The 24167-nt window shown below is 53.0% G+C and carries 26 protein-coding genes and 2 tRNA genes; 9 read left to right on the top strand and 19 right to left on the bottom strand.

The genetic code is table 11. The features are described 5' to 3' along the window. Both VEI96_08155 and VEI96_08150 read right to left on the bottom strand, forming a co-directional pair. Window positions 1-505, bottom strand: a 505-nt coding sequence (locus tag VEI96_08155) for an ATP-binding cassette domain-containing protein (protein ID HXX57959.1), incomplete at its 3' end; no start/stop codon positions are given. A 7-nt stretch (window positions 506-512) separates the two neighbouring features. Then, complete coding sequence (locus VEI96_08150) at window positions 513-1298, bottom strand: ABC transporter permease (GenBank protein ID HXX57958.1); 786 nt, start codon at window positions 1296-1298, stop codon at window positions 513-515. 190 nt (window positions 1299-1488) lie between these two features. Here VEI96_08150 and VEI96_08145 point away from each other — a divergent pair, with 190 nt between their 5' ends. Continuing rightward, entirely contained in the window at window positions 1489-2583 is a 1095-nt protein-coding gene (locus tag VEI96_08145) for a glycosyltransferase family 1 protein (GenBank protein ID HXX57957.1), read from the top strand. Then, on the top strand, window positions 2580-3377 hold the full coding sequence (rsmA, locus tag VEI96_08140; GenBank protein HXX57956.1) for a 16S rRNA (adenine(1518)-N(6)/adenine(1519)-N(6))-dimethyltransferase RsmA: 798 nt from the start codon (window positions 2580-2582) through the stop codon (window positions 3375-3377). Before VEI96_08145 ends, rsmA begins: the two co-directional genes overlap by 4 nt. Before the next feature lies 1 nt (window position 3378). Here the strand turns inward: rsmA and VEI96_08135 are convergent, their stop codons facing one another. The 11 genes from VEI96_08135 to VEI96_08085 all read right to left on the bottom strand — a co-directional run bounded on the left by VEI96_08135 (window position 3379) and on the right by VEI96_08085 (window position 11608). Further along, the gene (locus VEI96_08135) at window positions 3379-3672 is read right to left on the bottom strand and encodes a hypothetical protein (GenBank protein HXX57955.1); all 294 of its coding nucleotides are present in this window, start codon (window positions 3670-3672) and stop codon (window positions 3379-3381) included. A 27-nt stretch (window positions 3673-3699) separates the two neighbouring features. Next, window positions 3700-4563 (bottom strand): multiheme c-type cytochrome ExtKL, encoded by an 864-nt coding sequence (extKL, locus tag VEI96_08130; GenBank protein HXX57954.1) that lies wholly within the window; start codon window positions 4561-4563, stop codon window positions 3700-3702. 329 nt (window positions 4564-4892) lie between these two features. Continuing rightward, complete coding sequence (locus VEI96_08125; protein ID HXX57953.1) at window positions 4893-5228, bottom strand: hypothetical protein; 336 nt, start codon at window positions 5226-5228, stop codon at window positions 4893-4895. 92 nt (window positions 5229-5320) lie between these two features. Beyond that, entirely contained in the window at window positions 5321-5620 is a 300-nt protein-coding gene (locus tag VEI96_08120; GenBank protein ID HXX57952.1) for a hypothetical protein, read from the bottom strand. Between the two features lie 21 nt (window positions 5621-5641). Continuing rightward, window positions 5642-6577 (bottom strand): multiheme c-type cytochrome ExtKL, encoded by a 936-nt coding sequence (gene extKL / locus VEI96_08115; GenBank protein HXX57951.1) that lies wholly within the window; start codon window positions 6575-6577, stop codon window positions 5642-5644. 319 nt (window positions 6578-6896) lie between these two features. Next, entirely contained in the window at window positions 6897-7562 is a 666-nt protein-coding gene (locus VEI96_08110) for an ABC transporter ATP-binding protein (GenBank protein HXX57950.1), read from the bottom strand. A 17-nt stretch (window positions 7563-7579) separates the two neighbouring features. After that, window positions 7580-8221, bottom strand: coding sequence for a tetratricopeptide repeat protein (locus VEI96_08105; GenBank protein ID HXX57949.1), 642 nt, complete (start codon window positions 8219-8221; stop codon window positions 7580-7582). A gap of 21 nt (window positions 8222-8242) precedes the next feature. Continuing rightward, window positions 8243-8629, bottom strand: coding sequence for a DUF4418 family protein (locus VEI96_08100; protein HXX57948.1), 387 nt, complete (start codon window positions 8627-8629; stop codon window positions 8243-8245). Window positions 8630-8637: 8 nt separating this feature from the next. Further along, window positions 8638-9054, bottom strand: coding sequence for a nitrous oxide reductase accessory protein NosL (locus VEI96_08095; protein HXX57947.1), 417 nt, complete (start codon window positions 9052-9054; stop codon window positions 8638-8640). A 1-nt stretch (window position 9055) separates the two neighbouring features. Further along, window positions 9056-10264, bottom strand: coding sequence for an ABC transporter permease (locus VEI96_08090; GenBank protein ID HXX57946.1), 1209 nt, complete (start codon window positions 10262-10264; stop codon window positions 9056-9058). Window positions 10265-10477: 213 nt separating this feature from the next. Continuing rightward, the gene (locus VEI96_08085; GenBank protein HXX57945.1) at window positions 10478-11608 is read right to left on the bottom strand and encodes a YncE family protein; all 1131 of its coding nucleotides are present in this window, start codon (window positions 11606-11608) and stop codon (window positions 10478-10480) included. Between the two features lie 313 nt (window positions 11609-11921). Here VEI96_08085 and VEI96_08080 point away from each other — a divergent pair, with 313 nt between their 5' ends. The 3 genes from VEI96_08080 to VEI96_08070 all read left to right on the top strand — a co-directional run bounded on the left by VEI96_08080 (window position 11922) and on the right by VEI96_08070 (window position 16053). After that, window positions 11922-12659 carry a lipid-binding SYLF domain-containing protein gene (locus tag VEI96_08080; protein ID HXX57944.1) on the top strand — a complete coding sequence of 246 codons (738 nt, stop codon included), beginning with the start codon at window positions 11922-11924 and terminating at the stop codon, window positions 12657-12659. A 76-nt stretch (window positions 12660-12735) separates the two neighbouring features. Beyond that, the gene (locus VEI96_08075; GenBank protein ID HXX57943.1) at window positions 12736-13563 is read left to right on the top strand and encodes a polysaccharide deacetylase family protein; all 828 of its coding nucleotides are present in this window, start codon (window positions 12736-12738) and stop codon (window positions 13561-13563) included. Window positions 13564-13659: 96 nt separating this feature from the next. Further along, the gene (locus tag VEI96_08070; protein HXX57942.1) at window positions 13660-16053 is read left to right on the top strand and encodes an exo-beta-N-acetylmuramidase NamZ domain-containing protein; all 2394 of its coding nucleotides are present in this window, start codon (window positions 13660-13662) and stop codon (window positions 16051-16053) included. A 27-nt stretch (window positions 16054-16080) separates the two neighbouring features. Here VEI96_08070 and VEI96_08065 read toward each other — a convergent pair whose 3' ends face one another. From VEI96_08065 to trpE, 5 genes are read right to left on the bottom strand one after another with little or no spacing between them, the layout of a single operon-like run. Continuing rightward, window positions 16081-16425, bottom strand: a complete 345-nt coding sequence (locus VEI96_08065) for a YraN family protein (GenBank protein ID HXX57941.1) — start codon at window positions 16423-16425, stop codon at window positions 16081-16083. Further along, window positions 16406-16879 carry a toprim domain-containing protein gene (locus VEI96_08060; GenBank protein ID HXX57940.1) on the bottom strand — a complete coding sequence of 158 codons (474 nt, stop codon included), beginning with the start codon at window positions 16877-16879 and terminating at the stop codon, window positions 16406-16408. Before VEI96_08060 ends, VEI96_08065 begins: the two co-directional genes overlap by 20 nt. Window positions 16880-16908: 29 nt before the next feature. Then, window positions 16909-17919, bottom strand: coding sequence for an anthranilate phosphoribosyltransferase (trpD, locus tag VEI96_08055; protein ID HXX57939.1), 1011 nt, complete (start codon window positions 17917-17919; stop codon window positions 16909-16911). Continuing rightward, window positions 17916-18491 carry an aminodeoxychorismate/anthranilate synthase component II gene (locus VEI96_08050; GenBank protein HXX57938.1) on the bottom strand — a complete coding sequence of 192 codons (576 nt, stop codon included), beginning with the start codon at window positions 18489-18491 and terminating at the stop codon, window positions 17916-17918. Before VEI96_08050 ends, trpD begins: the two co-directional genes overlap by 4 nt. Continuing rightward, entirely contained in the window at window positions 18491-19978 is a 1488-nt protein-coding gene (gene trpE / locus VEI96_08045) for an anthranilate synthase component I (GenBank protein ID HXX57937.1), read from the bottom strand. Before trpE ends, VEI96_08050 begins: the two co-directional genes overlap by 1 nt. A gap of 88 nt (window positions 19979-20066) precedes the next feature. Between trpE and VEI96_08040 the strand changes: the two genes are divergently transcribed. From VEI96_08040 to VEI96_08030, 3 genes are all read left to right on the top strand, one after another. After that, window positions 20067-20142: transfer RNA gene (locus VEI96_08040), tRNA-Gly, on the top strand. A 180-nt stretch (window positions 20143-20322) separates the two neighbouring features. Next, entirely contained in the window at window positions 20323-20784 is a 462-nt protein-coding gene (locus VEI96_08035; protein HXX57936.1) for a cytochrome c3 family protein, read from the top strand. Window positions 20785-20853: 69 nt separating this feature from the next. Continuing rightward, window positions 20854-20928 (top strand) — tRNA-Cys (locus tag VEI96_08030). On the opposite strand, the gene VEI96_08025 is transcribed toward VEI96_08030, so the two are convergent. Further along, window positions 20907-22745 carry a TIGR04442 family protein gene (locus tag VEI96_08025; GenBank protein ID HXX57935.1) on the bottom strand — a complete coding sequence of 613 codons (1839 nt, stop codon included), beginning with the start codon at window positions 22743-22745 and terminating at the stop codon, window positions 20907-20909. The two genes, VEI96_08030 and VEI96_08025, sit on opposite strands and share 22 nt — an antisense overlap. Window positions 22746-22970: 225 nt before the next feature. Here VEI96_08025 and VEI96_08020 point away from each other — a divergent pair, with 225 nt between their 5' ends. After that, window positions 22971-24023, top strand: coding sequence for a hypothetical protein (locus VEI96_08020; protein HXX57934.1), 1053 nt, complete (start codon window positions 22971-22973; stop codon window positions 24021-24023). The last annotated feature ends 144 nt before the right edge of the window (window positions 24024-24167 follow it).

The raw sequence follows: 24167 nt of genomic DNA, 5'->3' as shown, positions 1-24167 counted from the left end.
CGAGTCTGGCGATCATCCCGGAAGAATAACTCTTGAGAGGGCTGTAGATGAATTCGGCGAGTTCCGAAAAGGCGACGATTTTATCGAACTTCCTCTCTATCTCTTTCCTCGAAAGGCCGAGGATCGAGCCGTTCATATAGATGTTCTCCAAGCCGGTAAGTTCCATGTCGAAGCCGGCCCCGAGTTCGATAAGCGGTGCGACTTTGCCACGGACGGCGACCTTTCCCTCGGTCGGTTTCAAGACGCCCGCGATGACTTTCAAGAGGGTGCTCTTTCCCGCGCCGTTGTGGCCTATCACGCCGAGAGTTTCACCTTTCCCGAGTGTGATCGTGATATCCTTGAGCGCCCAGAAGGCTTCGTAATTAACCTTTTTGCCTCTTAGCCGGTCGATGAAGTACTCCTGGAGCGTCCTCGGTTTTTCCTTTGCGAGGCGATATCTGACGGAAACGCCCTCGACCGCAATCAACGGTTCATTCTCTTCCCGATGCCTATTCGAAATCGCCATCGGCAGATCAGAGGTAATAGACTACCCTGTCCTTATAGCGGCTATAGAGGAACCAGCCGACAGTCAGCGCAGCGATGGAGAACAGGGAGCCATAGAGCAATTTTGTGAAGAAAGAGGGAATATCCATATAGAGGGCACCCCTGAAGGCAGAAATAAAATAATAGAGGGGGTTCATATGAAGGAGGAAAACGTACTTCTCCGGTATTATCGCTTCGGGATAGAAGATCGGAGTCGCGTACATCCAGCCGAGAAGGAGCACATCGTAAATATATTTTGTATCGTGGAAGAAGACCGTCAACGTCGAAAGGATGAGCGAAATGCCGAAAGAGAATATCCCGGAAAGAAGAATGATCACCGGCACCAGGTAGACGAACGGACTTAGCGGTGTGCCCGTCAGATAGAATATGAGAAAGAGGGGAATGAGGGAAAAAAGAAAATTGATCACGGCCGATACGATTACCGAGAGCGGAAATACCGATTTCGGGATGTATATCTTCTTGATAAGGTTGCTGTTGCTCAGGAGACTCAGCACCGCTGTCGTGGTGCTCTGAGAGAAGAAGTTCCAGAGGATTATGCCGGAAAGGAGATATGCGGTGTAATTTTGCGTCGAAACCTTGAAGAGGCCGGAGAAGACCATATTCATAATGAGCATCATGAGGAGGGGGTTCAGCATGACCCAGAGGAATCCGAGGAACGACCTCTTATAACGAACCTTGATATCCCGGATGACAAGGTTTCTCAGAAACTCCTTGTATCTCGCTATCTCAAGAAATTCATGTACCGCCGCGACCATTTTTCACCTCAGGTCGATATTATACAGTACATCGCGTATTCCGGAAAAGTAATCCAAGGGGGTCGCGGCTTGTGGTAGAATGAAACCCTATCTATCTGAGCAGTAATGATCTGAAATCTGAGGCAGGAAATCTCATCCCGCGCATGAGAAGACCGGGAAACGGCATCGACGTCTATAGAAAGGTGAGACGGTGAAGATCGGTATCAACGCCTCTTTTCTGAATGAGAAACCGACCGGCGTCGGAGTCTTCACGAGAGAGGTCTCTTCCCGTCTCTGTGCCCTCCACCCGGAAACGGTGATCCTCACCTCTGTCCCGATCGCTGGTGTCGGAGACGACCGAATCAGGAAGACCCCTTTCTCCGTGAGGGGTGGGATGAAATTCTCGAGCAACCTCATGAGAATGATCTACGACAATGCCCTCCTGCCCTTTGCGATCAGGAGATACGGGATAGATGTCCTCTTCTGTCCGATCCTCGAATTTCCCCTCATCCCGACCTCGCGGCTCGTCGTGACCGTTCATGACCTGCACCCGATCTACTTCCCTGAGCAGTTTGGGATGGCGGCGCGCCATTTCAGATTCTCCCTCAAGCTCCTGCCGAGGATCGCCGATCGGGTAATCGTTCCGTCACATTTTGTGAAGGAGGAGATTTTGAAGGTTTGCGCGGTGGAGAGCCGAAGGATCGATGTCTTGCATGGGGGATATGATTCTCATGTTTTTAAACCCCTGAGTACCGGGATGGAGAAGGATTCCCTTGAACGGCATGGCATACGGGGACCCTATATCCTGTTCGTCGGCAGTCTCTTTCCTTATAAGAATGTCACCACCCTGATAAAGGCATTCCTCGAAATCAAGAACAGGATACCCCATTCACTCGTGATTATCGGAAAGAGGGAGTTGTCCCGCGACCCTCTTCCGGAAGACGAACGCATTCACTGCATAGGATATATCGAGAGAGAGGGACTCGCCACTTTTTATTCCTCTGCGGACCTGTTGGTGCACCCGTCCTTCTTCGAGGGATTCGGCATTACGATCCTCGAGGCGATGGCATGCGGGGCACCGGTCATCTCTTCCCGCGGAGGGTCTCTGCCCGAAGTGGTGGGCGACGCGGGGATTCTCTTCGACCCTCATGACGGCGCGTCATTGAGCAGGCTGATCCTCGATGTCCTCGGCAACAGGAGGCTGCGCAATGAACTCGTCGAGAAGGGGTTTGAGCAGGTGAAGGGGTTTTCCTGGGATAAGACTGCGGCGGGTGTACTGCGGACCTGCGAGCAAGCGGTCTCATGACAAGGAGGCGACTCGGACAGCATTTCCTCTATGACCCCGCAATCCTGAAGAGGATCGTTGAAGCTGCCGGCCTTCAGCAGGAGGATACCGTTGTAGAGATAGGCCCTGGTCCGGGCAGGCTCACGAGGATGCTCGCTGAAGAGGTGAAAAGGGTCATCGCCATCGAAGTGGACCAGAGATTATTCGAGAGGTTGACGGAAGAACTCGCCGGGTACGGCAATATCGAATTGATACACGCAGACGCCCTGAAGTTTCCCTACGACACGCTCTCTCTCTTCAAGGTAGTCGCCAACATACCTTACTATATAACGACGCCGATTCTCTTCAGGCTCCTTGAAGAGAGAAGCCGTCTTACGTCCGCGACCGTAATGGTCCAAAAGGAGATTGCGGAGAGAATCGTCGCAGGGCCCGGTGGGAAGGAATACGGCGTCCTTTCCCTGATGGTGCAGTATTACAGCAGTCCGGCAGTAAAATTTTTTGTTCCGCGCGGCGCGTTCAGACCTGTGCCGAAGGTCGATTCTGCTCTCATTCACCTTGAGATCCGTGAAGAGCCGGCCGTCACCGTGAGGGATGAGAGGCTCTTCTTCCGAGTCATAAAGACCGCTTTCTCACAGCGGAGGAAAATGCTTTCGAATGCCCTGGCGTCACTATCTCCCGACGTGAGTGGATTCCTGATGAGGTCCGGGATCGACCCTTCCCGAAGGGCTGAGACTTTGAGCATCGAAGATTTTGCGCGGCTGTCGGATCTCCTCCGGAGAGGCAGGCCGGACCCCGGAGATGATCCAGCCTCATAAGCTACTTTTCGAAGTTAAGTTTCTTCACGACCTTATGCAGCTCTAAAACCGGCTTCCCGGTCGGTCCGGACGGGAAGTACGTCACCTTAATCTCAATCTCGGCATTCTTTGTGTCGGGCGGGAGCTCCGCCACGAATCTCTCCTTCGTGGTATTCCTGGGCGGGAGCGTAAGGTCGATAATCTCCTTGATCTGCCAAGCCCCGAGCCTATGGTCGCCGTCAAGGTCCATGCCGAGTTCCCAGTATTCTTTTTTGCCGATGTCGATTACCGCGCCCTTGTCTGTTTTCGCGGTCACTTCCAGGACCACCTTGGCAGACCATAGTCAGCCGTCAGGGATCCTGTGGCCCGCCTGATTGATGAGTCCTATATTCACGACAGCCGTCGGTATCCATTTCCCGGGATGAAGTTTTATGCCGGCCGCCTGAACGTCAAGCCCGATACCCTCTTTTACGATTTCAAGCTGGTATGCCCCGGGAAAGGTGTGCCCCCTGTTTGCCTTTTTCATGTGGCAGTCCTGGCACGTCTCTGCCCCCCCATTCCCCTTGTATGTGTCCTGATAGCTGCCGTAGAGGGTATTGCATCCTATGACGTCTCCATCGGGAGGCGTATACATGCCATGGCACTGCCCGCAGAAAATGGCGGAAGACAAGACCGGGGATTTCTCCGTTCCGTGTGCAGAGGTAGATTTTCCTGACGGACCATAAAAGACACCCGGTTTCGGCCCGCCCTTCAGGTTCTTCTCGATAGAGACCTTTGTATTGTGGCAGATGACGCAGTTGACATTCAGTTTGGCGAGTTCCTCTTTTGCCGCCGCTTTCTTCCCTTCATCTTTCTCGTCAACAGAAGCGACGATAAGTTCTGCGATTTCCTTGATAAGCGGTTCCGAGGCATCTTTCAAATAAGGGGCATGGCAGTCCATGCAGCGCATGAGATTTTCCTTGCTGACGGGTTTTTCCCATTCCTTCCCGAGTCCGACCAGGATAAAATTTCTTATGCCGCCCGCCGAATGGTTCACGGACTGGGCATGGTAGGAACTCTTCCATTCCTCGTATATTTTCGCATGGCATTCCTTGCAGGACTCGTCACTGTAGGCCTTTGCAAGGTCATCGATGGTGTTATACTCTGCGAAGACTATGAGGGGAAAAACAACGAAGGTTACGAGCAGCAGAAACCTGAAGGATTTCATATACGCTCCTTTCCGGTCGGCTTTCATTGATGATGCGTCTCACCCGGTTTCGGCATTCACTCCGTTAAGGACTTCATCCCTTTATGCTTCTTCATCTGCATGAGAATCTCGCGAGAAGGCACTATCGATTACATTATATCAAAATATCAAAATTGAAAGAGAAGGATGAATCAATCTGCATGCGGTCAGTCAGGCTTTTTCCGGAGGACCTCGGACCTTGGATGAAGCAAGGTGTTACGGAAACGCTTCGGAGGGGGACAACAGTCTGCAATCCCTGAAGGTATATTGTTATCCCACCCTGAATCTCAGGGTGGGATAACATGAAAAGCTTAATATCCTGGAGCTTTTGCCGGAGGGGCGCCTGCCGGTTTCCCTTCCTTCTTCACCTTCGTCATGCCCTTACAAATATTCTTTCCGTCTTTTACGATATGTTTGCATTCAACCTCGTCCCCGACCTTCAGCGTGGCGAGCACTTTTTCGTCGACTTGCGTAACGGTACTTGACACTCCCTTCGCATCTTTCATCGTTACGGTCTTGGCCTTCGCATCGATAGCGGTAATTGTTCCCGTATGCTGCATCATCTTCTCTTCAGCGGAAAACGCAAAACCGACTACCGACACTACGAACATAAGTGCGAGTGCAACGATCGCTAATCTCTTCGTCATTGTCTCACCTCCTTTCAATGAAATGTGCATTATTACCACAAAAAACCAACAATAGTCAAGAAGATTATGACACGGGGGTAGAGATCATCACTCTACCTGTCGAGTGTAACCCTCTTTGTCACGGTGTGAATCGGAATCTTGTTGTCAGGGACCTGAATCTCATAATTCATGTCGACGGTAACGTCCACCGTTCTTACCCCCTCGGGAAGCTTGATCTCGAACGTCTCGTCTTTGGACTGATACGGCTGAAGGGCGGTGTCGCGCACATAGGATGTCTTGTTCTGGGCCCCATAAATCATCTTCTCGTTCAGACAATTGGTGGCCTGGGTCATGTAATTTTTCTCTTCCTTGAAAATCTCTTTCCCATCCGGTGTCTTTGCGGTCACTTCCATGACCACTCTGTTGTGCGACGGTCAGCCATCCGGAATTCTGTGACCGGCGTCCTGGGTGATCTTCGTATTTACGACGACCATGGGGATGAGCGTGCCTGCTTTCCTCAGGAACTGATACCCGAGGGTCTGGACGTCAAGCTGGATGCTTTTACTGAGCAACTCTCCCGTCTCTTTCTTGTCATTAAAATCAGGGGCCAGGAGATGATCAGCCTTGCCGTCGACCTTCTTCATGTGGCATTCCTGGCATGTCATGAAACCACCGTGTGAGAGGTAGTTGTGCTGATAACTGCCGTAGAGCGTCGCGCATTGAACGGGATAGTCGAATTCAAAATTGGGGCCTGTGCCGTGACACTGACCGCAGAAAATCGGCTGAGTCATGATGACGCTCTTCTTGACCGTCTTGTATGTCGCATCGGGATGTGAGGCGACTTCCTTATTGCCGTACAGTACGCCATTCTCCGGCTTTCCCAATACAAGCTTGTGGGTAATGGCCTTCTCATTATGGCAGACGAGACAGGTTATCTGGAGCTTCGCAACCTTTGCTCTCGCATCAGCTTTTTCTTTATCCGTCGCTGTTTCGGCCGAAGCAGCGAAGAGCGCTTCGGTCAGTTCGACAGCCACGGAATCATCGGCATTCGCGAAAGCCTGCGGGAGATGACACTTGAAACAGGGGAAGGTCTTCAATGTAGCTTGTTTCGGGTCTTTTACCGCAAAGGCGCTTGACTTGACAACCGGGGTCATCATCAAACCACCGGCAATTCCCATGAGGGGCCGTGCGTGATGAGATTTTTCCCATTGTGCGTAAATATCAGGATGGCATGATTTACATTGTGTCGAATCGTACATCTTCGCCAATTCATCGATGGTCGTTGCCTTCTTGTCAAACTGGACTGCCGTTGCGGTCATCGGCAATGCGATGATCATCACCAATACCAGCATGCCTCTAAAACCTTTCATACACCCTCCTCCTTTAGATAATGAAATGGTGAGAAGACTTACCGGTTTCGCTCAGCCGATAGGACCACCTCCTCAATAATTCCCTTGCGTGGAAAAGCTTCGGGAATGGTAAAAACTAATAGGGGTCGCTATTGGGAAATCTAGAGCCTTGAGTCACTGTATATAGAGAATATCGATAAAGAAGGAATAGTGCTAATTTAAAAAAATGATGAATAAATTAAATTTGATGATAGCTTGGGACGGAAAGTGTCAGGTGACTTCCTTGTGGCAACAATAGTACCGAGGGCATAGAAAGGGAATAAGATGCATGGGCAAAACGCTACAGCTCTTTCATCGTTCCGTTACTCATCTTCATCTGCCGTTTCATCTGCTTCGCGATATCCGTATTGTGGGTGCTCAGGATGAAGGTTACGTCCTTCTTTTCATTCATCATGGTGAAGAAGCTCATCATCTCGGCTTCGGTCTCCTCATCGAGATCCCCTGTCGGCTCATCGGCAAGCACGAGTTCGGGGCTTGTGATGAAGGAGCGGGCGATCGCGACACGCCTCTGCTGGCCGCCGGAGAGCTGCGACGGATACGCGTTCTTTTTCTCCTTGAGACCGACGATTTCGAGAAGACCGAGAGCGGAGCCGGTGACGTCGTCTCTCCGCGTTCCGAAAGCGGTCGGGAGAAGGATATTTTCAAGAACGGTGAGGGTCGGAATGAGACTCGAAAACTGGTAGATGAAGCTGATCTTCTTATTCCTGAATTCGGAGAGCGCGTTGTCTTCCATGGTCCAGATATCTCTTTCGCCGACCGTGATCATGCCCGAATCGGGTCTTGTCAAGCCTCCGATGAGACTGAGCAGGGTCGTCTTGCCGCTGCCCGAGTGGCCGATGATCGAGAGAAACTCGCCCTTGCCGACGGTGAGGCTGACGTTATCAACCGCCTTTATCCTCTGTCCTTCTATGAGATAACTCTTTGTGATATTCTGAATCGTTACCATCTCTTTTCCTCTCCCGTTCAGGGGGCCGCGTTGATCTCCTTCTGCAAGGCTTCGGCTATGCTGCTGTCCGTGTCCTTCAGCGACTCATATTCGCGGAGGGCGGCTTTTTTATTTCCCGACTTCAGATAGGCGATGCCGAGATTATAGTGCGCTGAAGCGTACCTCGGCCGAAGTTCCGTGGCTTTCTTGAGCACCCGTATCTCTTCGCTTATCTTGCCCAGTTTCCCGTAAGCGATTCCCAGGTTATTGTATGCGGCCGCATAGGTCGGCATAAGTCTTATCGCCTCTTCAAAGGCCGGCACCGCGTCAGCAGGCCTGTTGAGGCGGTCATAGGCAGTCCCCATCTTAAAATACGCATATCCCATGTCGGGCTTCATTTCGACCACCTTCTTGTAGGTGTCGACAGCCTCGGCATACTGGCCGTTGCGGTCGTAAAGATCCGCGAGTCTATACCATAAATCAACGTCCTGCGGATTCTCCTGCAGCTTCTTTTTTACTTCGGCAAAAACAGATTCGTTTGAGTAGGGATTCGTCTCTTGAACATCTTTCCTGGCCGGGACCGCTTCCTCCTTCTTGCATGATCCGATAAGCGGGATGATAAAGACCAGGGCAACAAAGACGGTGAGGCTCAGTCTGTCTAAGAGTTTTCTTCCGTTCATTTCTCGTCCTCAATAAGGGAATTACGCTCTCCGATGTTTTCCGAAAGAGACGACCAGGCCTGCCAGTGAGGCAAGAATGACGGCAGAGCCCGCCAATCTCAGCATCGGTATCGTGCCGTAGTTGCAGGGCATGCTGCTGCTATGGCAGTAGCCTATCGCGCCGGGCAGGGTAATGACGGAAACACCGGCCACGAGGGTCGTGACCGCCGACCACCTCAGGGTCTCGCCGGAGGTCGAAAAGATGATTCCTGCAGCCGAGGCCATGATAATCCCTCCCATAAACATCTCAGAAATTCCGGTATAGCTGCAGTTCATCGTCTTAAACCCATGGTACTCGCAGACCGGCAGAATAAACCGTGGTGTTGCGAAGACGAGCAGCCCGAGGGAAAAGAGTATCGCCCCGAACACCCGGTTTCTCATTTCTTTATGAGGCCGAAGGCATTTTCGAAATCAACGGGAGTTCCCCATTGTTTTGCGTCCGACTCCTTGGTGAAGGCCCCTATGCCCCAGGCCATCGGTGTCTTCAGGGCCTTGTTCGTGACATAGAATGCACTCTTCCCGTCGATCCATTCACCCGTCGTAAAGTCTCGGACGGAGACGGATTCTATCTTCTCTTTCTTCGACCTGAAATGGTTAAGCATATCTCCGATATCACAGAAGAATAATTTCTTCTCATCTTTTCCGGTTACGACACTTATGAACTTGGAGTTCCGGTCAAGCGACATCCCGCATTCATCGCATTTCGCGCCGTCAGGCACGGATACGGGTCCAGCATACAAATAAGAAGCGGAACAGACGATACTCAGGATTACGATGATCCTTGCGAATGCCATCTTATTCTCCTTTCCTGATCGCCTCATAGGGCTCCATCCTGCTTGCAGAAGAAGCCGGCAGGAGCGATGCGAGGAGTCCCGTGACAAGGGAAAACAGGATCGCCGCAAACACCAGCTCGCCGAGCACCGCTGGGGGGGGCAGCAGATAGGGCAACTTCAGACTGTGGAGGATGAGGTTTTTGAAGGTAAGGAGTATCGCGGAGCCGGTGAGCAGTCCGATAACGCCGCCTGCCACAGAGACCGTGACCGCCTCTGTAATGATGAGCAAAAAGACATGTTTCTTCTTCGCACCCATGGCGCGGAGGAGTCCGAATTCCCTCTGTCTCTCGTTCACGATCATCGAGAAGGCGAAGGCCATCATGAGGAGGGCGAGGACCCACAGCACCGCGCTTATCAAGAGGATTCCCTTGAGGAGGCCGCCCAGCTGCTTTCTTACCGTGCTGATAACCTCATCCGAGGCTATCGCCTTGACTCCGGGGACATCGTGTTCGATTCTGATGGCGGCCCGCTCCGGCGAAAAACCGTCCTGCACCTGAACGAGCACGGCCGAGATCTTGTCCCGCTCTATATTGATAGGCTGTTGAGATTTCTTCACGGAGGCTTCAGCCATCGCATATGCCGCATCCATAGTCATGAAGACCGACCGGTCGAAAAATTTCATCCCCGTCGGCTCCATCGTGCCGACAACCTTAAAGAGCGTTCCGAAAAAGGGGATACTGTCCCCCGTAAGAACCGGAACTTCCCTTCCGGTAATGATTTCGTTGCCGACGAGAGTCTTCTTCAGGTTCTTCTCAAGCCATGGAGTCACCGTGAAGTCCGTCGTCGGATCAAAGGCTATCAGGAAGACGTCGACATTGTAACAGCAGGTAAAGGATGTCGGCTTTACGAAGAGCTGGGGAGAGGCATTCTTGACGCCTTCGACTTTCCTGACTTTTTCAAGGACGTCACGTTCCATGTAGAAGCTTGTCGGCTCACCGGCCAGTAAAGCCGAACGGGCCTCGGACGCGTATTTCTCAGGGACGACGAGCACATCGGCCCCGAGACGGTATGTGCCTATCTTCAGGGCGTTCTGCATGCTGAGGATGAAGAGGGTCGCGGTAAACAGGGTACCGGTAACAACCGAAACGGCGAGGAGAAGTAAAATGGTTCTTATGATCTTTCTCTTCAGATTCTTTATCGCAAAGGACCCGATGTTTAATCTCGCTGTCATAACTGACCCCCAGACCTCATGGCCGCTATTCTACCATTATCGAAGACGGTTATTCTACAAGATCCCCAAGGCGACATGCTTATGGTCGCTCACCCGACTCGTCGGATTTTAAGGATGTTCCGGATGCCTCCTTTGGGGAAGCAAGAAAAAAAAGGGGAGGGCAAAACACCTGCCCTCCCTCTTTCAACTGTCCGAGCAATGGAAATCTACTGGCTATTTCTTTGCCATCCAGTCGATCTCTATGCCGCAAAGCAGCGGGGAACCCTTGTCAATCTTAACTTCAACGCCTGCTTTCTTATGGCAGCATGCGCATGCCGACGTCTTCTGAACGATGCTGGCATCTCTCAGATCCATGACAACTAACGTGCTGTCATCGCCGTAGGTTCTCGATGAGATGAGCGCATATTTGCCGTCCTTCGTGAATGCAAAATCATGGGGCCTCACATCATCGGGCAGAATAATCCTTTTGACAATCTCGTCCTTTGCCGTGTCGATGATGACGGCCTGGCTCTTGTGCGTCCCCGGTTTCAGTCCTGGATCGAACTCATTCGGAGCGCTGACCCAGAGGTATTTCCCATCGGGGGTCATTCTTGCCTGATGGATAAAGGTCATCTCGGGGCTCGTTATCTCCTTAATCTTCTTCTTTGTCTTCCAGTCATAGACGTAGACAACGCCCGTCGGCATGTCGGTTATATAGGCCTTTTCCGCGTTCTTGGTCCACTGGATGCCGCATACGGCTTTTCCTACGGGCATCTTGTCGACGGTCTTCAGCGTGGCTGAATCCCAAACGTAAACATGGCCGTCTGCCATATCTTCGAAATAGACTTTGCCGTCAGGACCCACGATGGAACCGCAGAACTTCTCGCCGACCTTGAAGGGGCCTTCCTTCTTTCCTGTAGCGAGGTCGATCTTGTAAACGTTACCGGCAAGGGTTCCCGCAACAAGAACCTTCTTACCCTTCTCGGTCACAATCGCCTGACCGTGACTACCGCCAGACTTCTTCACCTCCTCGAAGCTCATGCCGGCGATCTTGCCCTCCATCTCAGAACCAGCTTCAGTAAGCACGATTCTGCCTTTTTCCATATCGGTAGGACACTCCATGGTCCTCATGTCGATAACCGCCAGGTGACCACCGTGGCCGGCGATGTAAGCGGTGCCGTCAAAGGTGATCTTTTTGCTCGACAAGTTTACCTTTGAATCTATGGTCGGGTTAGGACCCGTATAGCAACTCTCCATCGACGACACATCCGTGGCAGCGATCCCCTGCCTGGGGGAGCTGTTGACCACAAGAAAACCGATCACGACCAACCCGAGTATCAAGACCAAAGCAAAACCTTTTTTCATTTTCCCTCCTCGTAATTTTTCGTTCTGAAACCGAGATAAGTCCCCACCGAAAACGCCCTTGCCTGAGGCTTAGCGCCCACCTCCTCTCTGAAGTTAAACAAAAGCTTACTTTGAACATATCACACTCTCACAAGCCCTTGTCAACTTCAAATTCAAATTTTAAGAAAGGCAATATTGCAAATTGAGCGGCAGAAAGGCTTTTGAGATAGAGGGTGCATCCCGACAATTTCACGGCAACATTCAGAGGGTGAAGAGTTCATTTCTGTGATAGAATAATGATATATGATTGTCATACGAAAACCAAGGAGGCGTTATGGAGAAGGATTGGTCATTCAGGAATGTCAAGCTTTTGATGCTTACGGCAGCAATCTTTCTGGCTTTGGGATTGACGGCTGTTACTGCGATCCCTGTTGGTGCCGATGATGTCGCGGACAGCAAAGAGCTCGTAGAGAAGGCCAGACTCACTTTCGATAAGTTTGTCACTGCGAAGGACAACGACTCCTTTCGCGACCTCCTCAAGAAGGCGAGGGGTGTTTTCATCGCCCCCCAGATCCTGAAGGGCGCTTTCGTCATCGGAGCCTCTGGAGGAAGCGGGGTCTTCGTGACTTACGATGAGAAGACCGGAACGTGGGGCGGGCCGGCGTTTTACACGATCGGTTCCGCGAGTTTCGGCCTTCAGGTCGGCGGTCAGGCCTCAGAGGTCATACTGCTTGCGATGACTGAGCGCGGAGTAACGGCCCTCCTCGGAAGCAGCGTTAAGCTGGGCGGTGACGTCGGAATCGCGATGGGGCCTATCGGTGCCGGCGTATCGGCTGCAACGGCAAACCTCAGCGCAGATATCCTCAGCTTCGCGCGCTCCAAGGGACTCTTTGCCGGGATCTCGCTCGATGGTGCGATCGTAAAGGTCAGGGACGGCTTGAACGAGGCCTACTACGGCAAGAAGGTCGATCCCACGGATATCCTCATCAAGAGAGAAGTGAAGAATCCCGAGGCCGAAGCGCTGATTCACGAGGTTTCCGAAGCGGCAGAGGGGAAGACAGAGGTACAGTGAGGCGTCCACCGGCTCCGGCAATGACAGTGGGAAATCCGCTATCATGATTGAAGAAAGCGATGGGGAAAGGCCGTGAATGCCTTGTCGTGACATCCAGCCGGTGAAGACTTTCCTGCTGTCGCTCGTCCTGCTTGCATTCGTCCTGACACCTGTCTCGTCAACCAGCGGCGAGAAGAAGGCACAGGGCGACATACAGATACCCATCCTCCTCTATCATCGTTTCGGGCCTGTTGTCGCTGACAGCATGACGGTGACTACCCCCGTTTTCGAGTCCCACCTGAAATACCTCAGGGACAATGGCTATACCGTAATACCCCTGAGGCGGCTCGTTGATTACTATCTCGGGAAAGGACCGGCGCCTCTTCCCCGGTCGGTCGTGATTGTCGCTGACGACGGTCACAGATCGGTCTATTCGGACATGCTTCCGATGATACAAAAATATCGGATACCGGTGACGCTCTTCCTCTATCCGTCAGCCATATCGAATGCGTCGTATGCCATGACATGGGACGAACTTAGGGAAGTCAAGAAGACCGGGCTCGTGGAGTTCGGGGCTCACTCATATTGGCACCCCAACTTCAAGAAGGAAAAGAAGAAGTTGACTCCGGTCGAATATGACAAGTTTGTTCGGATGCAGTTGGGCAAGGGAAAGGAAAAGATAGAGAAGGAACTCGATATCAGGATTGATATGCTGGCATGGCCTTTCGGTATTTACGATGATGAGCTTATCCGAAAGGCGACAGAGGCCGGGTACATAGCCGCTTTTACGATAGAGCGTCGTCATACGCGAAGTTCCGATGCAATCATGACACTTCCCCGCTATCTTATGACAGATAGGGACAGGGGCAAGGCATTCGAGGGGATACTGGCGGGAGCGCCGGTAGCGAAGAAAGTGACGTATTAAGCAGATATGGCGGTGACTCAAAAGATGGATCATCCTGTACAAAGAGAAAAGAGAGTCGAAACCCTGAATCGCTTAGGATGAAAGTGGTGTAATACTTTGAGCAGATTGCAGAAGGCCTTTTTCACCGTAATGCTCCTGTCGGCAGGACTGTTGTCGGTCTCTATCTCTCGATCCTTTGCCGAATCGGAATTTCCCCGGAAACTGAGCAGGCAGCAACTGGAAGCACCTGTAGCCGGTATCATTGCGAGCTCCATCCGTAACGGCAAAATTACGGGAGCGGTAGTCCTCATCGGGAACAGGGAAGAGGTTATCCTGCACAAGGCCTTCGGCTTCCGTTCAGTAAAACCGAAAAAGCTTCCGATGAAGCCCGATACTATCTTTGACCTTGCCTCCCTTACGAAGGCGGTAGCCACGACGACCGCGGTGATGCAGCTCGTGGACAAAGGGTGGATGAATATTGAAGACCCGGTCGCGAAATACTGGCCTGAGTTCGGCACAAAGGGAAAGGAGAGGATCACCGTTCGCGAACTCCTCACGCACTATTCCGGTCTCAGGCCCGACCTGGACCTGAAACCCGAGTGGTCCGGCTACGAAACAGCTCTCAGGAAGATAGTCGAGGAAAAGCCCGTCGCCTCTCCGTCCGAACGCTTCGTTTACAGCGACATCAATTTTGAGGTTCTCGGTGAACTCGTCCGCAGGATTTCAGGGCGGCCTCTCGACATCTATTGCTCGGAGAGCATCTTCAAGCCCCTCGGCATGAAGGACACGGTCTTCACGCCTTCAGCAGCCCTTTGTAACCGCGTCGCGCCGACTCAGTTCCGGCATGGGAAAAAAGGGAAGATGCTCCAGGGTGAAGTGCATGACCCGACGGCCTGCAACATGGGAGGAGTCGCCGGTCACGCAGGACTCTTTTCGACCGCACCGGACCTCTCTCTCTTCTCAAGGATGCTCTTGCGTGGAGGGAGTATCGGCGATTTGCGGATTCTCAGTCCGGCGTCGGTCGAGACGATGACGACGCCCCAGTCGCCCCCGGGAGCGGCCGTACCGCGCGGGCTCGGCTGGGATGTCGCTGCGCCCTTTGCGTCCAACAGAAATGAACTCTTCCGCGCCGGTTCTTACGGTCATAAGGGCTTCACCGGAACCTATCTCTGGATCGACCCTGTTTCGGGCACGTACATCATTATCCTTACCAACCGCGTTCATCCGGAGGGAAAAGGCGATGCCGGTCCGATACGCGCACAGATCACCGAACTCGTTTCGAAGTCTCTCGGACCGGTTTCTGCCGGGCAGGTCCTCGCCATACGGCCTTCTCTCAGCGGATTTTGGGGGATGACGAAAGGCAGCGGCCCGCAGGCGGTCGGCAGCCAGGTGCAGACCGGAATCGATGTTTTGGAAGCCGAGAAGTTTTCATCCCTGAAGGGACTGCGCGTCGGACTGATTACAAATCATTCAGGCCTCGATTCAGCGGGACGGAGGTCCATAGACGTCTTCTCTCAGGCCCCGGGCATGAGTCTTGCGGCCCTCTTTGCTCCGGAGCACGGAATATCGGGGAATGTTGACGAGAAGGTCGACACTGCCGCTGATCTCGCGACGGGGCTGCCGGTCTACAGCCTTTATGGAGAGGTTCGGCGTCCGACGGAAAAGATGCTTGAGGAGGTGGATGCCCTCGTCTTCGATATCCAGGACGCCGGCGCACGCTTTTATACTTACATCACGACGCTCGGTTATTCGATGGAGGCTGCAGCGCAGAAGGGCATACCCTTCTATGTCCTCGACCGTCCGAACCCGATTACCGCTTCACTCGTCCAGGGGCCCCTCCTCGACGAGGACCTCCGGTCTTTTACCGGCTATTTCCCGCTCCCCGTCCGGCATGGCATGACGGTCGGGGAACTGGCCGCGATGTTTAACGGAGAAAGGAAGATCGGCGCGGACCTGCATATCATAAAGATGAACGGTTACCGGCGTACCGACTGGTATGATGAGACTGGCCTTCCCTGGGTGAACCCATCACCGAACCTCCGGAGTCTGACCGAGACGATCCTCTATCCCGGGGTCGCCCTCGTCGAGGGTGCGAATGTGAGCGTAGGGCGCGGAACGGACAGACCCTTCGAAGTTCTCGGTGCGCCGTGGATACGTGCGGAGGAACTGACCGCGTATCTCAACAATCGGAAAATTCCCGGGGTTCTGTTTGAACAGGTAGATTTCAGGCCGGAGAGCGGCCCTTATAAGAACCGGGTCTGCCACGGTATCCGCGTGGTCATGGTCGATCGCCGGATCCTCGATTCTCCCGCCCTGGGTGTCGAAATCGTTTCAGCCCTCAGGAGGCTTTATCCACGGGACTTCCAGATTGACAAGACGCTGGGCCTTGTCGGTTCTCGCGATGTCCTCCGGGACATCAGGGACGGCAAGGACCCTTCCAAGATAGTTTCAGACTGGCAGGGGCGGCTCGATGAGTTCTCCGCGATGCGATCGCGATATCTGCTCTATTAATCGTTCGTCTTGATCATGGGGTCAGCCTCATTCGAAGGCATCGATGATGTGTTCGATCCTGCTCTTGCCGCCATCCATCTCGATGCTGAGGACGTCGAACCTCGAGGGCAGTTCTTCCTTGCACTGCTTGAGATAGGAGAGCGCCGCTCTCCTCAGCTTCTCTTTCTTCCGGGTGTCGACAGCCTCAAAGGGATGGCCGAAGGAGTCGTCGGTCCTCGTCTTGACTTCGACGAAGACGATCGTCTTGCCCTCTTCAGCGATGATGTCTATTTCGCCAACGGGCGACCTGAAATTCTTCCGGAGGATTCTGTATCCTTTCTTCCTGAGAAACCGGACGGCAAGTTCCTCTCCCTTAATACCGGTGAGTCTCATCGCCCTCGAGGTTTTTCAGGAGTTTTGGTATCCCTTCTATGTCTTTGATGTCCTTCTGGCAGAGGATCTTCAGGATCTCCCTGAATCCCGAGAATTCCTCCCAGAGGCCCCTCAGGTTTCTGCTGAGCGTCTTATGCAAGGTCTCTCCCTTATCATCCCAGTCAAGGAGTAAGATGACGTTGCCGAACCGTTCGGATATCTCTTCGCAGAATTCATAGAGGCTGTTTCCCCGGTGGAGGGTTATGATCTCTCCGACGAGGCCGAGATTTCTCAGGGCAAGTGAATCCCTTTTGCCTTCCACGATTACCGGGACTTTCTTGTTGGCCTCGTAAAGGGCTTCCATGACTTCCCGCAACCGGGAGGCCCTGTCGAGGTCTCCCGCTGAAGGCCCCCGGGAGCTGATCTTTACCGGCCTGCGGTCTTTGTGCGGTTCACGACTGTGCGCTTTTATCATCACAAACTCCTTTGACAGCGAGAAGGGGATCAGATTGAATTCGAAAGTCTCACGATCTCCTTCAGCTTCTTCAGGGCCCTGCCGGAGTCGATCGCGTCACCGGCAATGAGCATCGCGTCCTTGGGGCTCTCCGCCCTGCCTGCGACCATGAGGGCCGCCGCTGAATTCATGAGCACAACATTCCGTTTCGGACCCGTTTCGCCCTTCAGGAGAGAAAAGAGTATCCGGGCATTCTCTTCTTTGGCGCCTCCGAGGAGAGTTTCCAACCCTGCTCTCTGCAGGCCGAAGTCTTCCGGGACGAAAAAGAATGTCTCGATCCTCCCTTCCCGGTAACGGGAAACCTTTGTCCCGTCGGAGATCGTTATCTCGTCAAGACCGTCTTCACCGTGGACTACCATGGTGTCTACCACCCCGAGATTTCCGAGTACCATGGCGAGCAGGTCGGTGAGTTTGTCGGCGAAGACGCCCAGTACCTGCCTCTTAGCCCCAGCCGGATTGGTCAGCGGACCGAGGATATTGAAGATGGACCGTATCCCGATCTCCCTCCTCGGCCCCACGGCATATTTCATCGCCGGATGGAAAAGCGGAGCGAAGAGGAAGCCAAATCCCGTCTCGAAGAGAGATTTTTCGACCTTCTCAGGCGGCAGGTCTATCTTTACGCCAAGGGCCTCAAGGACATCCGCACTCCCGGAGCGGCTTGATACGGAACGATTGCCGTGCTTCGCAACCGGTACGCCGGCTGCTGCAACGACGAGGGCAGCTGCCGTTGATATGTTGAATGTCTGCGACATGTCGCCGCCGGTTCCGCAGGTATCGAGAACTCCCTCGGGCGCCCTGACGGCGGAGACCTTTTCCCGCATTATCCGCGCGGCGCCGGTTATCTCGCTGACGGTTTCACCCTTTATGCGGAGAGCGGTGAGGAACGAGCCTGTCTGGGCCTCTGTGGCCTTTCCCTCCATGATCTCGGCCATGCACTCCGCCATCTCGGTCTCCGAGAGGTCTATATGCTGCACGAGGAGGTTAATCGCCTCTTTTATCATCTCCCTTTGCTGAGTCTCAGGAAATTCCGCAGCAAGTCTTTCCCCGCCTTTGTGAGGATAGATTCAGGATGGAACTGGACCCCCTCGACAAGAAACTCACGGTGTCTGACCCCCATGATTTCCTCTGTGTCGGTCCACGCGCTGATTTCGAGACGATCGGGCAGTGTCTCTCTCTTTATGACGAGAGAGTGATACCGTGTCGCCTCGAAGGGATTCGGCAGTCCCTCATAGATCGTCTTTCCGTCATGGTAAATGAGGGACGTCTTTCCGTGCATGAGCCGCGGCGCCCTGATAATCTCTCCTCCGAACGCCGCGCCTATCGACTGATGCCCCAGACAGACCCCGAGGATCGGGATCTTTCCGGCAAAATGTCGTATCACGTCGATCGATATTCCCGCCTCATTCGGCGTGCACGGGCCGGGAGAGATGACGATCCTTTCGGGCCTGAGGGTTTCCACCTCGGGTATCGTAATCTTGTCGTTCCTGAACACCCGTATATCCTCGCCGAGCTCTCCGAGATACTGGACGAGGTTATAGGTAAAAGAATCATAGTTATCGATAGCCAAAAGCATCAGATTAATCCCCTCTCTGCGATGTCAACGGCCTTCATCATTCCCATGGCCTTGTTTACGGTCTCCGCGTATTCCCTTTCAGGGACTGAATCGGCAACGATGCCCGCACCGGCTTGAACGGAGATCACCTTCTCTTGAATTACGAGAGTCCGTATCGTTATGCAGGTATCCATGTTGCCCGAATAACTGAAATAACCGACCGCGCCTGCATAGGGGCCCCGTTTCGTCGGTTCGAACTCTTCTATGATCTCCATGGCCCTGACCTTCGGGGCTCCCGTCACCGTGCCCGCAGGGAAACAGGCCCTCAGTACATCAAACGCGTCAAGCCCCTTTGCGAGGTTTCCTTCGACGTTCGATACCATATGCATCACGTGGCTGTATCGTTCAACAGCCATGAGCTCGGTAACCTCTACGGAGCCTTTCTCCGCAACCCTTCCGACATCGTTCCTCCCCAGGTCAACGAGCATGATATGCTCGGCGATCTCCTTCGGGTCTCTCTTCAACTCCCCTTCAAGGGCCTTGTCTTCTCCATCCGTCGAACCTCTTTCTCTCGTCCCCGCAATAGGTCTGAGCACCACCTTACCGTCTTCGAGCCGGACAAGAATTTCGGGAGACGAGCCGACGATCTCAGCTTCACCGGTATTAATGAAGTACATGTAGGGAGAGGGGTTTATCACGCGCAGTGCCCGGTATACATCAAAGGGCTCGACATGAGACTTGCGCTCGAATCGCTGCGACAGTACCACCTGAAAGATATCACCCGCCGCGATGTAGTCCTTCGAGCGGGAAACAGCCCTTTCAAACGCCTCCTTTGTGCTGAAGCTCGACACAAAGCCTTTCTTTCTCGAGACCCGCGCCTTCGCCTTCGGCTTCCGAGGCCTGACCTTCGGGCTTCTCAACTTTTCCGTTATCGCGTCTATCTTCTCGACCGCCTTTCTATAGGCCGCAACGGTATTCTTTCCGTCAAGGTGCACATTGGAAACGATCTTTATCGTCTGCTTCAGATTGTCAAAGATGAGCATGGTGTCGACGAGCATGAAGAACATGTCGGGCAGGCCTGAACCGGGCTTCCCTCTGTCGGGTACTCTCTCAAAGAACCTGACCATATCATAGCCCATGTAGCCGACGAGACCGCCGGAAAATCGGGGAAGTCCGGAAAGCGCAACGGGCCGGTACCCGGATAACTCCTTCTTGAGAACCGTGGCCGGATCCTCCGTTTCAAAGACGACCGGCTTCTTCCCCGTCTCTCTTATCTCGATTTTTTTGTTCCACCCTCTGATCGTCTTCAACGGGTTCGAGCCGAGGAAAGAATACCGTGCCCATTTTTCTCCGCCGACCAGGCTCTCGAGGAGAAAGGAAGGAGTTCCGCCGAGTTTGAGAAAGGCCGAGACCGGGGTATCCATGTCCGCGAGGACTTCCCTATAGACGGGGATGAGGTTCCCCCTTGAAGACAGCGTCTTGAATTCGCGCAAATCAGGATAGATCATGTTGACAAAATTCAGGGATATTCATTAATATTTATATCTGCTTAGTATAGCACAGGCTCAAGAGTTAGAGTAAGTAAGGATGCGCATCGCGGGTGTAGCTCAGCTGGTAGAGCACAACCTTGCCAAGGTTGGGGTCGCGGGTTCGAATCCCGTCGCCCGCTCCATGAAAATCACAGGCCTCTAAAAACCGGACAATGCGGAGTCCTTTCCGCATTGTATGCTTATAGGCGGCCGGTTTTCTTTCTCTGCAGAGCGCCTGTTTCGGCCTAGGATCAAACTGAATGTGCAGCCTTCTCTGATACAAGCTAAGAAAAGGTGAGGGCTTTCCAAGGGGGCATGTTTCCGTGCTCGAGAGGGAATTAAGAAAAGCAGTTCTCTTGATCATTACCGCGATTGCCGTGACTGGCTGCTCTACTGCAGATGTCCAGAAGAAGGGCGCTCCAACTATTACCGTACACACTTACCCGGAGGGCCCGTGCCATGTCTGTCACCGCGGCAGCGGCGAACTCGTCGGCAGTGAAACACTTTTGGCTCCCGGGAAAGAGCTCTGCTTCCAGTGTCATTCCTTCAGAACGGACGGGAAATTTGTCCATAAGGCTATCGACATTTGGGGCTGTACCATCTGCCATGATCCGCACGGAACGAGCGGTTACCCGTCCCTCCTTCGGGACCCGCTCCCCGAGTTGTGCTTTGGCTGCCACGAGTCCGAGGCTATCATTTCTCAGGGGGTGCACAGAGACCTGACACAAACGTGTATAGCCTGTCACGATCCGCACATGGGGAACAACAAGTTTCTCCTGAAGTGAAGTCCTTCTCGCTTGACAACTCCATCGGCAAGTCTTTAGAATGAGTTACATCGCGGTGATACTCTCTACGGCGGCGTACCCAAGTGGCAAGGGAGAGGTCTGCAAAACCTTTATTCAGCGGTTCAAATCCGCTCGCCGCCTCCAATACCGATGAGTTCCATCTCGCCCTTCAGTGTATGGAGTATGGCGGAATCAAACCCTTTATCCTGGAAGTACTCTTTTTCTACGTCCTCGATATAGAAACGGTCGAGGCCGCTGTTATTGAGGAAGTCTTCCCTGAGAGGGAGGTTTCCCGTCTGCAAAATTGTCGGTAAGAGATGGTTCAGATAGTAGGACTCCGTCTTCAGATCGAGGAGGGCCTTGTCGAATAGCGCATCGGGAATATCAGCCGCTATGCCGCTTTCGATCAGTTCGTTCTTTATCGCTGTCCGAATTCTTCCGAGTCCCTTCTTCATGTCGAGGGGTGTATAAAAGTCCCGTATCTTCTCCTTGAGGACCGCCCGGATTTCCCGGTAGAGTTTTTCCTCTCCCGCTATGGCGTGGACCTCCGAAACGACTTCTTTCAGGGACGCATCTCCCCTGAAGATCTTCTCAATTCCCTCCGAGAGCGTCTTTATCTTCTTTCTCCCGAAGATGTTTATGTACTTGTTCGTGAGGAGATCCTTTATGAAGATTTCATTGAAGAGGTTCTCATCGAGAGAGTCGAATTCCTTCTTGTTGCCGAGTAATCTTCTCAGCATATCTTCCGTGAGTTCCATGGTATCCATGAAGGCCAGCCTGCTCAGGGAGGCACGGACATTATCGTACCGGTCGAAATAGGTGATGAGGGAACTGAATTCTTCGAAGATGCCGTATTCGTTGCTTTCCCGGGCATATTCATCACAGGCCGTACCGGTATCGAGGAGGATCTTTTCAAACCCTATGTCGTTCTGCGAAGATGCCTTGTGCTTCGCCCGTATCAGCTTTACGATATCTTCCGTGATGATGTGCTGCTTGAGGGAGGAATCTTTGAAGAAGAGGTTCCCGAGAATCGCCCTCGATTCCCTGAGATACTCCGGTTCTTCGAAGGCCTGTTTCTTCTTGTCCTTGAGGAGAAAATTGTCGAGGGTATCGAAGAGTATCGCCGGTATGTTATTCCTGATGCTGAGCGTTCTCAGCCGATGCAGCCGCGCGAATTCGGAATGCGCCAAGCTGTCCTTATGGGCCGTGCCGAGAAGGATGTCCCGGTATTCATCGACGACGTTTTTATTGCTCCGATGCCGGTACATGACGTCGATCTTCATCCGTTCCTGCTGGTAAAAGTCTATTGCGTGCCGCACCGCTATGTCATGGACGGCCGCCTCGTCTTCAGGGGTCAGCATCCTTTCCTTCGCATAAGCGTCGCGGAACGCAGAATAGAATTTCAGATTCTCCCTGTGGACGAATTTAAAAACGAAGACCGTTGAGTCGGGTTCATTGAGTACCGTTATAAACCTCTCGAGCAGCTCCTCGTCGCGGTCCTGTGCGATGAGGTCCGTCCTCTTCAGGAGTTTGCCTATCGTCTGCAGTATCGCTTTCTGCCTCTTCTTCGGTTCCGTCCTGTTGTCGGAAGAGACGAAGAAATAATAGTTCTTGACCGCGTGTCCGAGAAGAAAGAGACGGTGAAATAATTCGGAGCCTTCCGTCTCGTTTGAGAAGATGAGTCTTTCGTCTTCGTCGAGGAATGCGCCGAACAGAACGAGGCGGTTCAGGACTTCTCTCTTTATGAGATCCTTGAAAGGCTTTTCTACGCCGAACATGTACTCGCAGAAACTGCCGCCCGTTCCCTTGTACGAGACGGAGTCCTGTGTCAGGGAGAGCTCGTTGCCCTTCGAGAAGAACCGGATCTGCTGTCCCTCTTCCTGAAAGAAATAAAGGTTGCTTACGTTCGCTCCTCCGACAAAAACGAAGTAATCGATAGGGCCGATGCTGCCGTGAAACATGAAGTCCTTCAGCATAATAAAAAATATACCATATGCCTTATAAAATATCTATTGCCCTTACACGCTCTTTGGACTAAAATAGAGTCTGTTCGGCGACGGAAAGCACCGAAAAGCCGCGGCATATGAAGGCAGGCGAGGAGCGCCGTGCCCGCCTTTTATCCTCTCGCGCGAAGGCAAGAGGGCTTGTCACGGCAGGTTCATTCTGCAAGAGAAAGGTTGTTCCGGGTGGCGATGAAATACGGAGAGGCGATCAAGAACGGTTTCAGGATCATCAATGAGAACTGGCAGCTCGTGATGATCCAGATTGCGGCGATGTTTGCGAGCTTCGCAGGATTTTTTATCATGGTGGGCATTCCCCTGGCGATCGCCTTCATCATTTTCGGTCTCGACCTCACGGAATTGTCTCGTATCCACGACCTGCTCGGCACTTTCCAGAAGCCGTCGGAACTTATATCGAAATACTTCGGTCTTGTCGTCCTCGTCCTGACCAGTGTCTTGCTCTATATCCTGATCGTCCTCTCCCTCGGTGTCTTTGTTTTCGGAGGGTCGATCGGTATTATCGCGAGATCGATTAAAGGGGACGCCGGAGAGTTCAGTTTCAAGGAGTTTTTCTCAGAGGGCAAGCGTCTCTTTTTCCCTCTTGTGGGTTTCACAACCGTAATCGGGCTGATATTCGTCGCGCTTGCCTTCATACTCGGCCTCTTCGGAGGTGCGATAGCCGCCATCGTCTCTATGGCCAGGGAACAGGAGGCAACACTCGCGCTTTTCCTCGGGATATTCTTCTCGCTCATCCTCTTGCTCGTTGCCCTCTCTCTGATCCTCGTTACCCTTGCGATCACGATTTACGGCTTCGCCGCCCTGACGATAAAGGGCTTCGGCCCTGTCCGCTCCGTAAAGGAGGCGACCCGGCATCTGTATCACCATGCGGGGGCTTTTTATCTCTATTGCCTCGTATTCGGAGGCTACGTGATCATAAGCTTTCTGCTCCTCTTCGTCGGATATCCCCTGAAGTTTGTTCCCTTTGTCGGACCGCTTTTTGCCGTAGTCTTCCAGTTCTTCATGCATATCTCACAGAACTACTTCGGGCTTGTCATGCTGGCCACGATATTCCTCTATTATTTTATTACTGCAGACGATCGCCAGGCGGCTGCGGTCGGCCAAGGAATTCCGGAAGCGCCCCCCGCTATCTCTGATAATTCCAGTCCGGAGAGAGATATCTCCGAATCTCAAGTTCCCGGGCAAGGAGACGCTCCTCCCGGGAAAGAGGAGAGCGGATAAGGGTTACCTGAAACGTCTCTTCGAAGGAGAGCCTGAGCACTTCCTTGAACCGTTCCGGGTTCAGGTCGGAGACTAGCCCTGTCAGTCCGATCATCCTCTCTCTGAGGTTTTCGGAGGGGTTCAGGCCGAATATCTCTCTTACCA

This window comes from Thermodesulfovibrionales bacterium (assembly GCA_035622735.1).
In the GTDB taxonomy this organism is placed as follows: Bacteria; Nitrospirota; Thermodesulfovibrionia; order Thermodesulfovibrionales; family UBA9159; genus DASPUT01.
Note: the sequence above shows the minus strand (reverse complement) of the source record. Positions and strands in the feature narration are given on the sequence as shown.

What these genes read in the sequence shown, in the direction of transcription:
- VEI96_08105 (HXX57949.1), bottom strand. Translation starts at nt 8,221, where the DNA reads ATGAACGGAAGAAAACTCTTAGACAGACTGAGCCTCACCGTCTTTGTT.
- rsmA (HXX57956.1), top strand. Translation starts at nt 2,580, where the DNA reads ATGACAAGGAGGCGACTCGGACAGCATTTCCTCTATGACCCCGCAATC.
- VEI96_08075 (HXX57943.1), top strand. Translation starts at nt 12,736, where the DNA reads ATGCCTTGTCGTGACATCCAGCCGGTGAAGACTTTCCTGCTGTCGCTC.
- VEI96_08050 (HXX57938.1), bottom strand. Translation starts at nt 18,491, where the DNA reads ATGCTTTTGGCTATCGATAACTATGATTCTTTTACCTATAACCTCGTC.
- VEI96_08025 (HXX57935.1), bottom strand. Translation starts at nt 22,745, where the DNA reads ATGTTTCACGGCAGCATCGGCCCTATCGATTACTTCGTTTTTGTCGGA.
- trpE (HXX57937.1), bottom strand. Translation starts at nt 19,978, where the DNA reads ATGATCTATCCTGATTTGCGCGAATTCAAGACGCTGTCTTCAAGGGGG.
- VEI96_08120 (HXX57952.1), bottom strand. Translation starts at nt 5,620, where the DNA reads ATGGAAGTGACCGCAAAGACACCGGATGGGAAAGAGATTTTCAAGGAA.
- VEI96_08060 (HXX57940.1), bottom strand. Translation starts at nt 16,879, where the DNA reads ATGATAAAAGCGCACAGTCGTGAACCGCACAAAGACCGCAGGCCGGTA.
- extKL (HXX57951.1), bottom strand. Translation starts at nt 6,577, where the DNA reads ATGAAAGGTTTTAGAGGCATGCTGGTATTGGTGATGATCATCGCATTG.
- VEI96_08150 (HXX57958.1), bottom strand. Translation starts at nt 1,298, where the DNA reads ATGGTCGCGGCGGTACATGAATTTCTTGAGATAGCGAGATACAAGGAG.
- VEI96_08110 (HXX57950.1), bottom strand. Translation starts at nt 7,562, where the DNA reads ATGGTAACGATTCAGAATATCACAAAGAGTTATCTCATAGAAGGACAG.
- extKL (HXX57954.1), bottom strand. Translation starts at nt 4,563, where the DNA reads ATGAAATCCTTCAGGTTTCTGCTGCTCGTAACCTTCGTTGTTTTTCCC.
- VEI96_08095 (HXX57947.1), bottom strand. Translation starts at nt 9,054, where the DNA reads ATGGCATTCGCAAGGATCATCGTAATCCTGAGTATCGTCTGTTCCGCT.
- VEI96_08080 (HXX57944.1), top strand. Translation starts at nt 11,922, where the DNA reads ATGGAGAAGGATTGGTCATTCAGGAATGTCAAGCTTTTGATGCTTACG.
- VEI96_08065 (HXX57941.1), bottom strand. Translation starts at nt 16,425, where the DNA reads ATGAGACTCACCGGTATTAAGGGAGAGGAACTTGCCGTCCGGTTTCTC.
- trpD (HXX57939.1), bottom strand. Translation starts at nt 17,919, where the DNA reads ATGATAAAAGAGGCGATTAACCTCCTCGTGCAGCATATAGACCTCTCG.
- VEI96_08085 (HXX57945.1), bottom strand. Translation starts at nt 11,608, where the DNA reads ATGAAAAAAGGTTTTGCTTTGGTCTTGATACTCGGGTTGGTCGTGATC.
- VEI96_08125 (HXX57953.1), bottom strand. Translation starts at nt 5,228, where the DNA reads ATGACGAAGAGATTAGCGATCGTTGCACTCGCACTTATGTTCGTAGTG.
- VEI96_08090 (HXX57946.1), bottom strand. Translation starts at nt 10,264, where the DNA reads ATGACAGCGAGATTAAACATCGGGTCCTTTGCGATAAAGAATCTGAAG.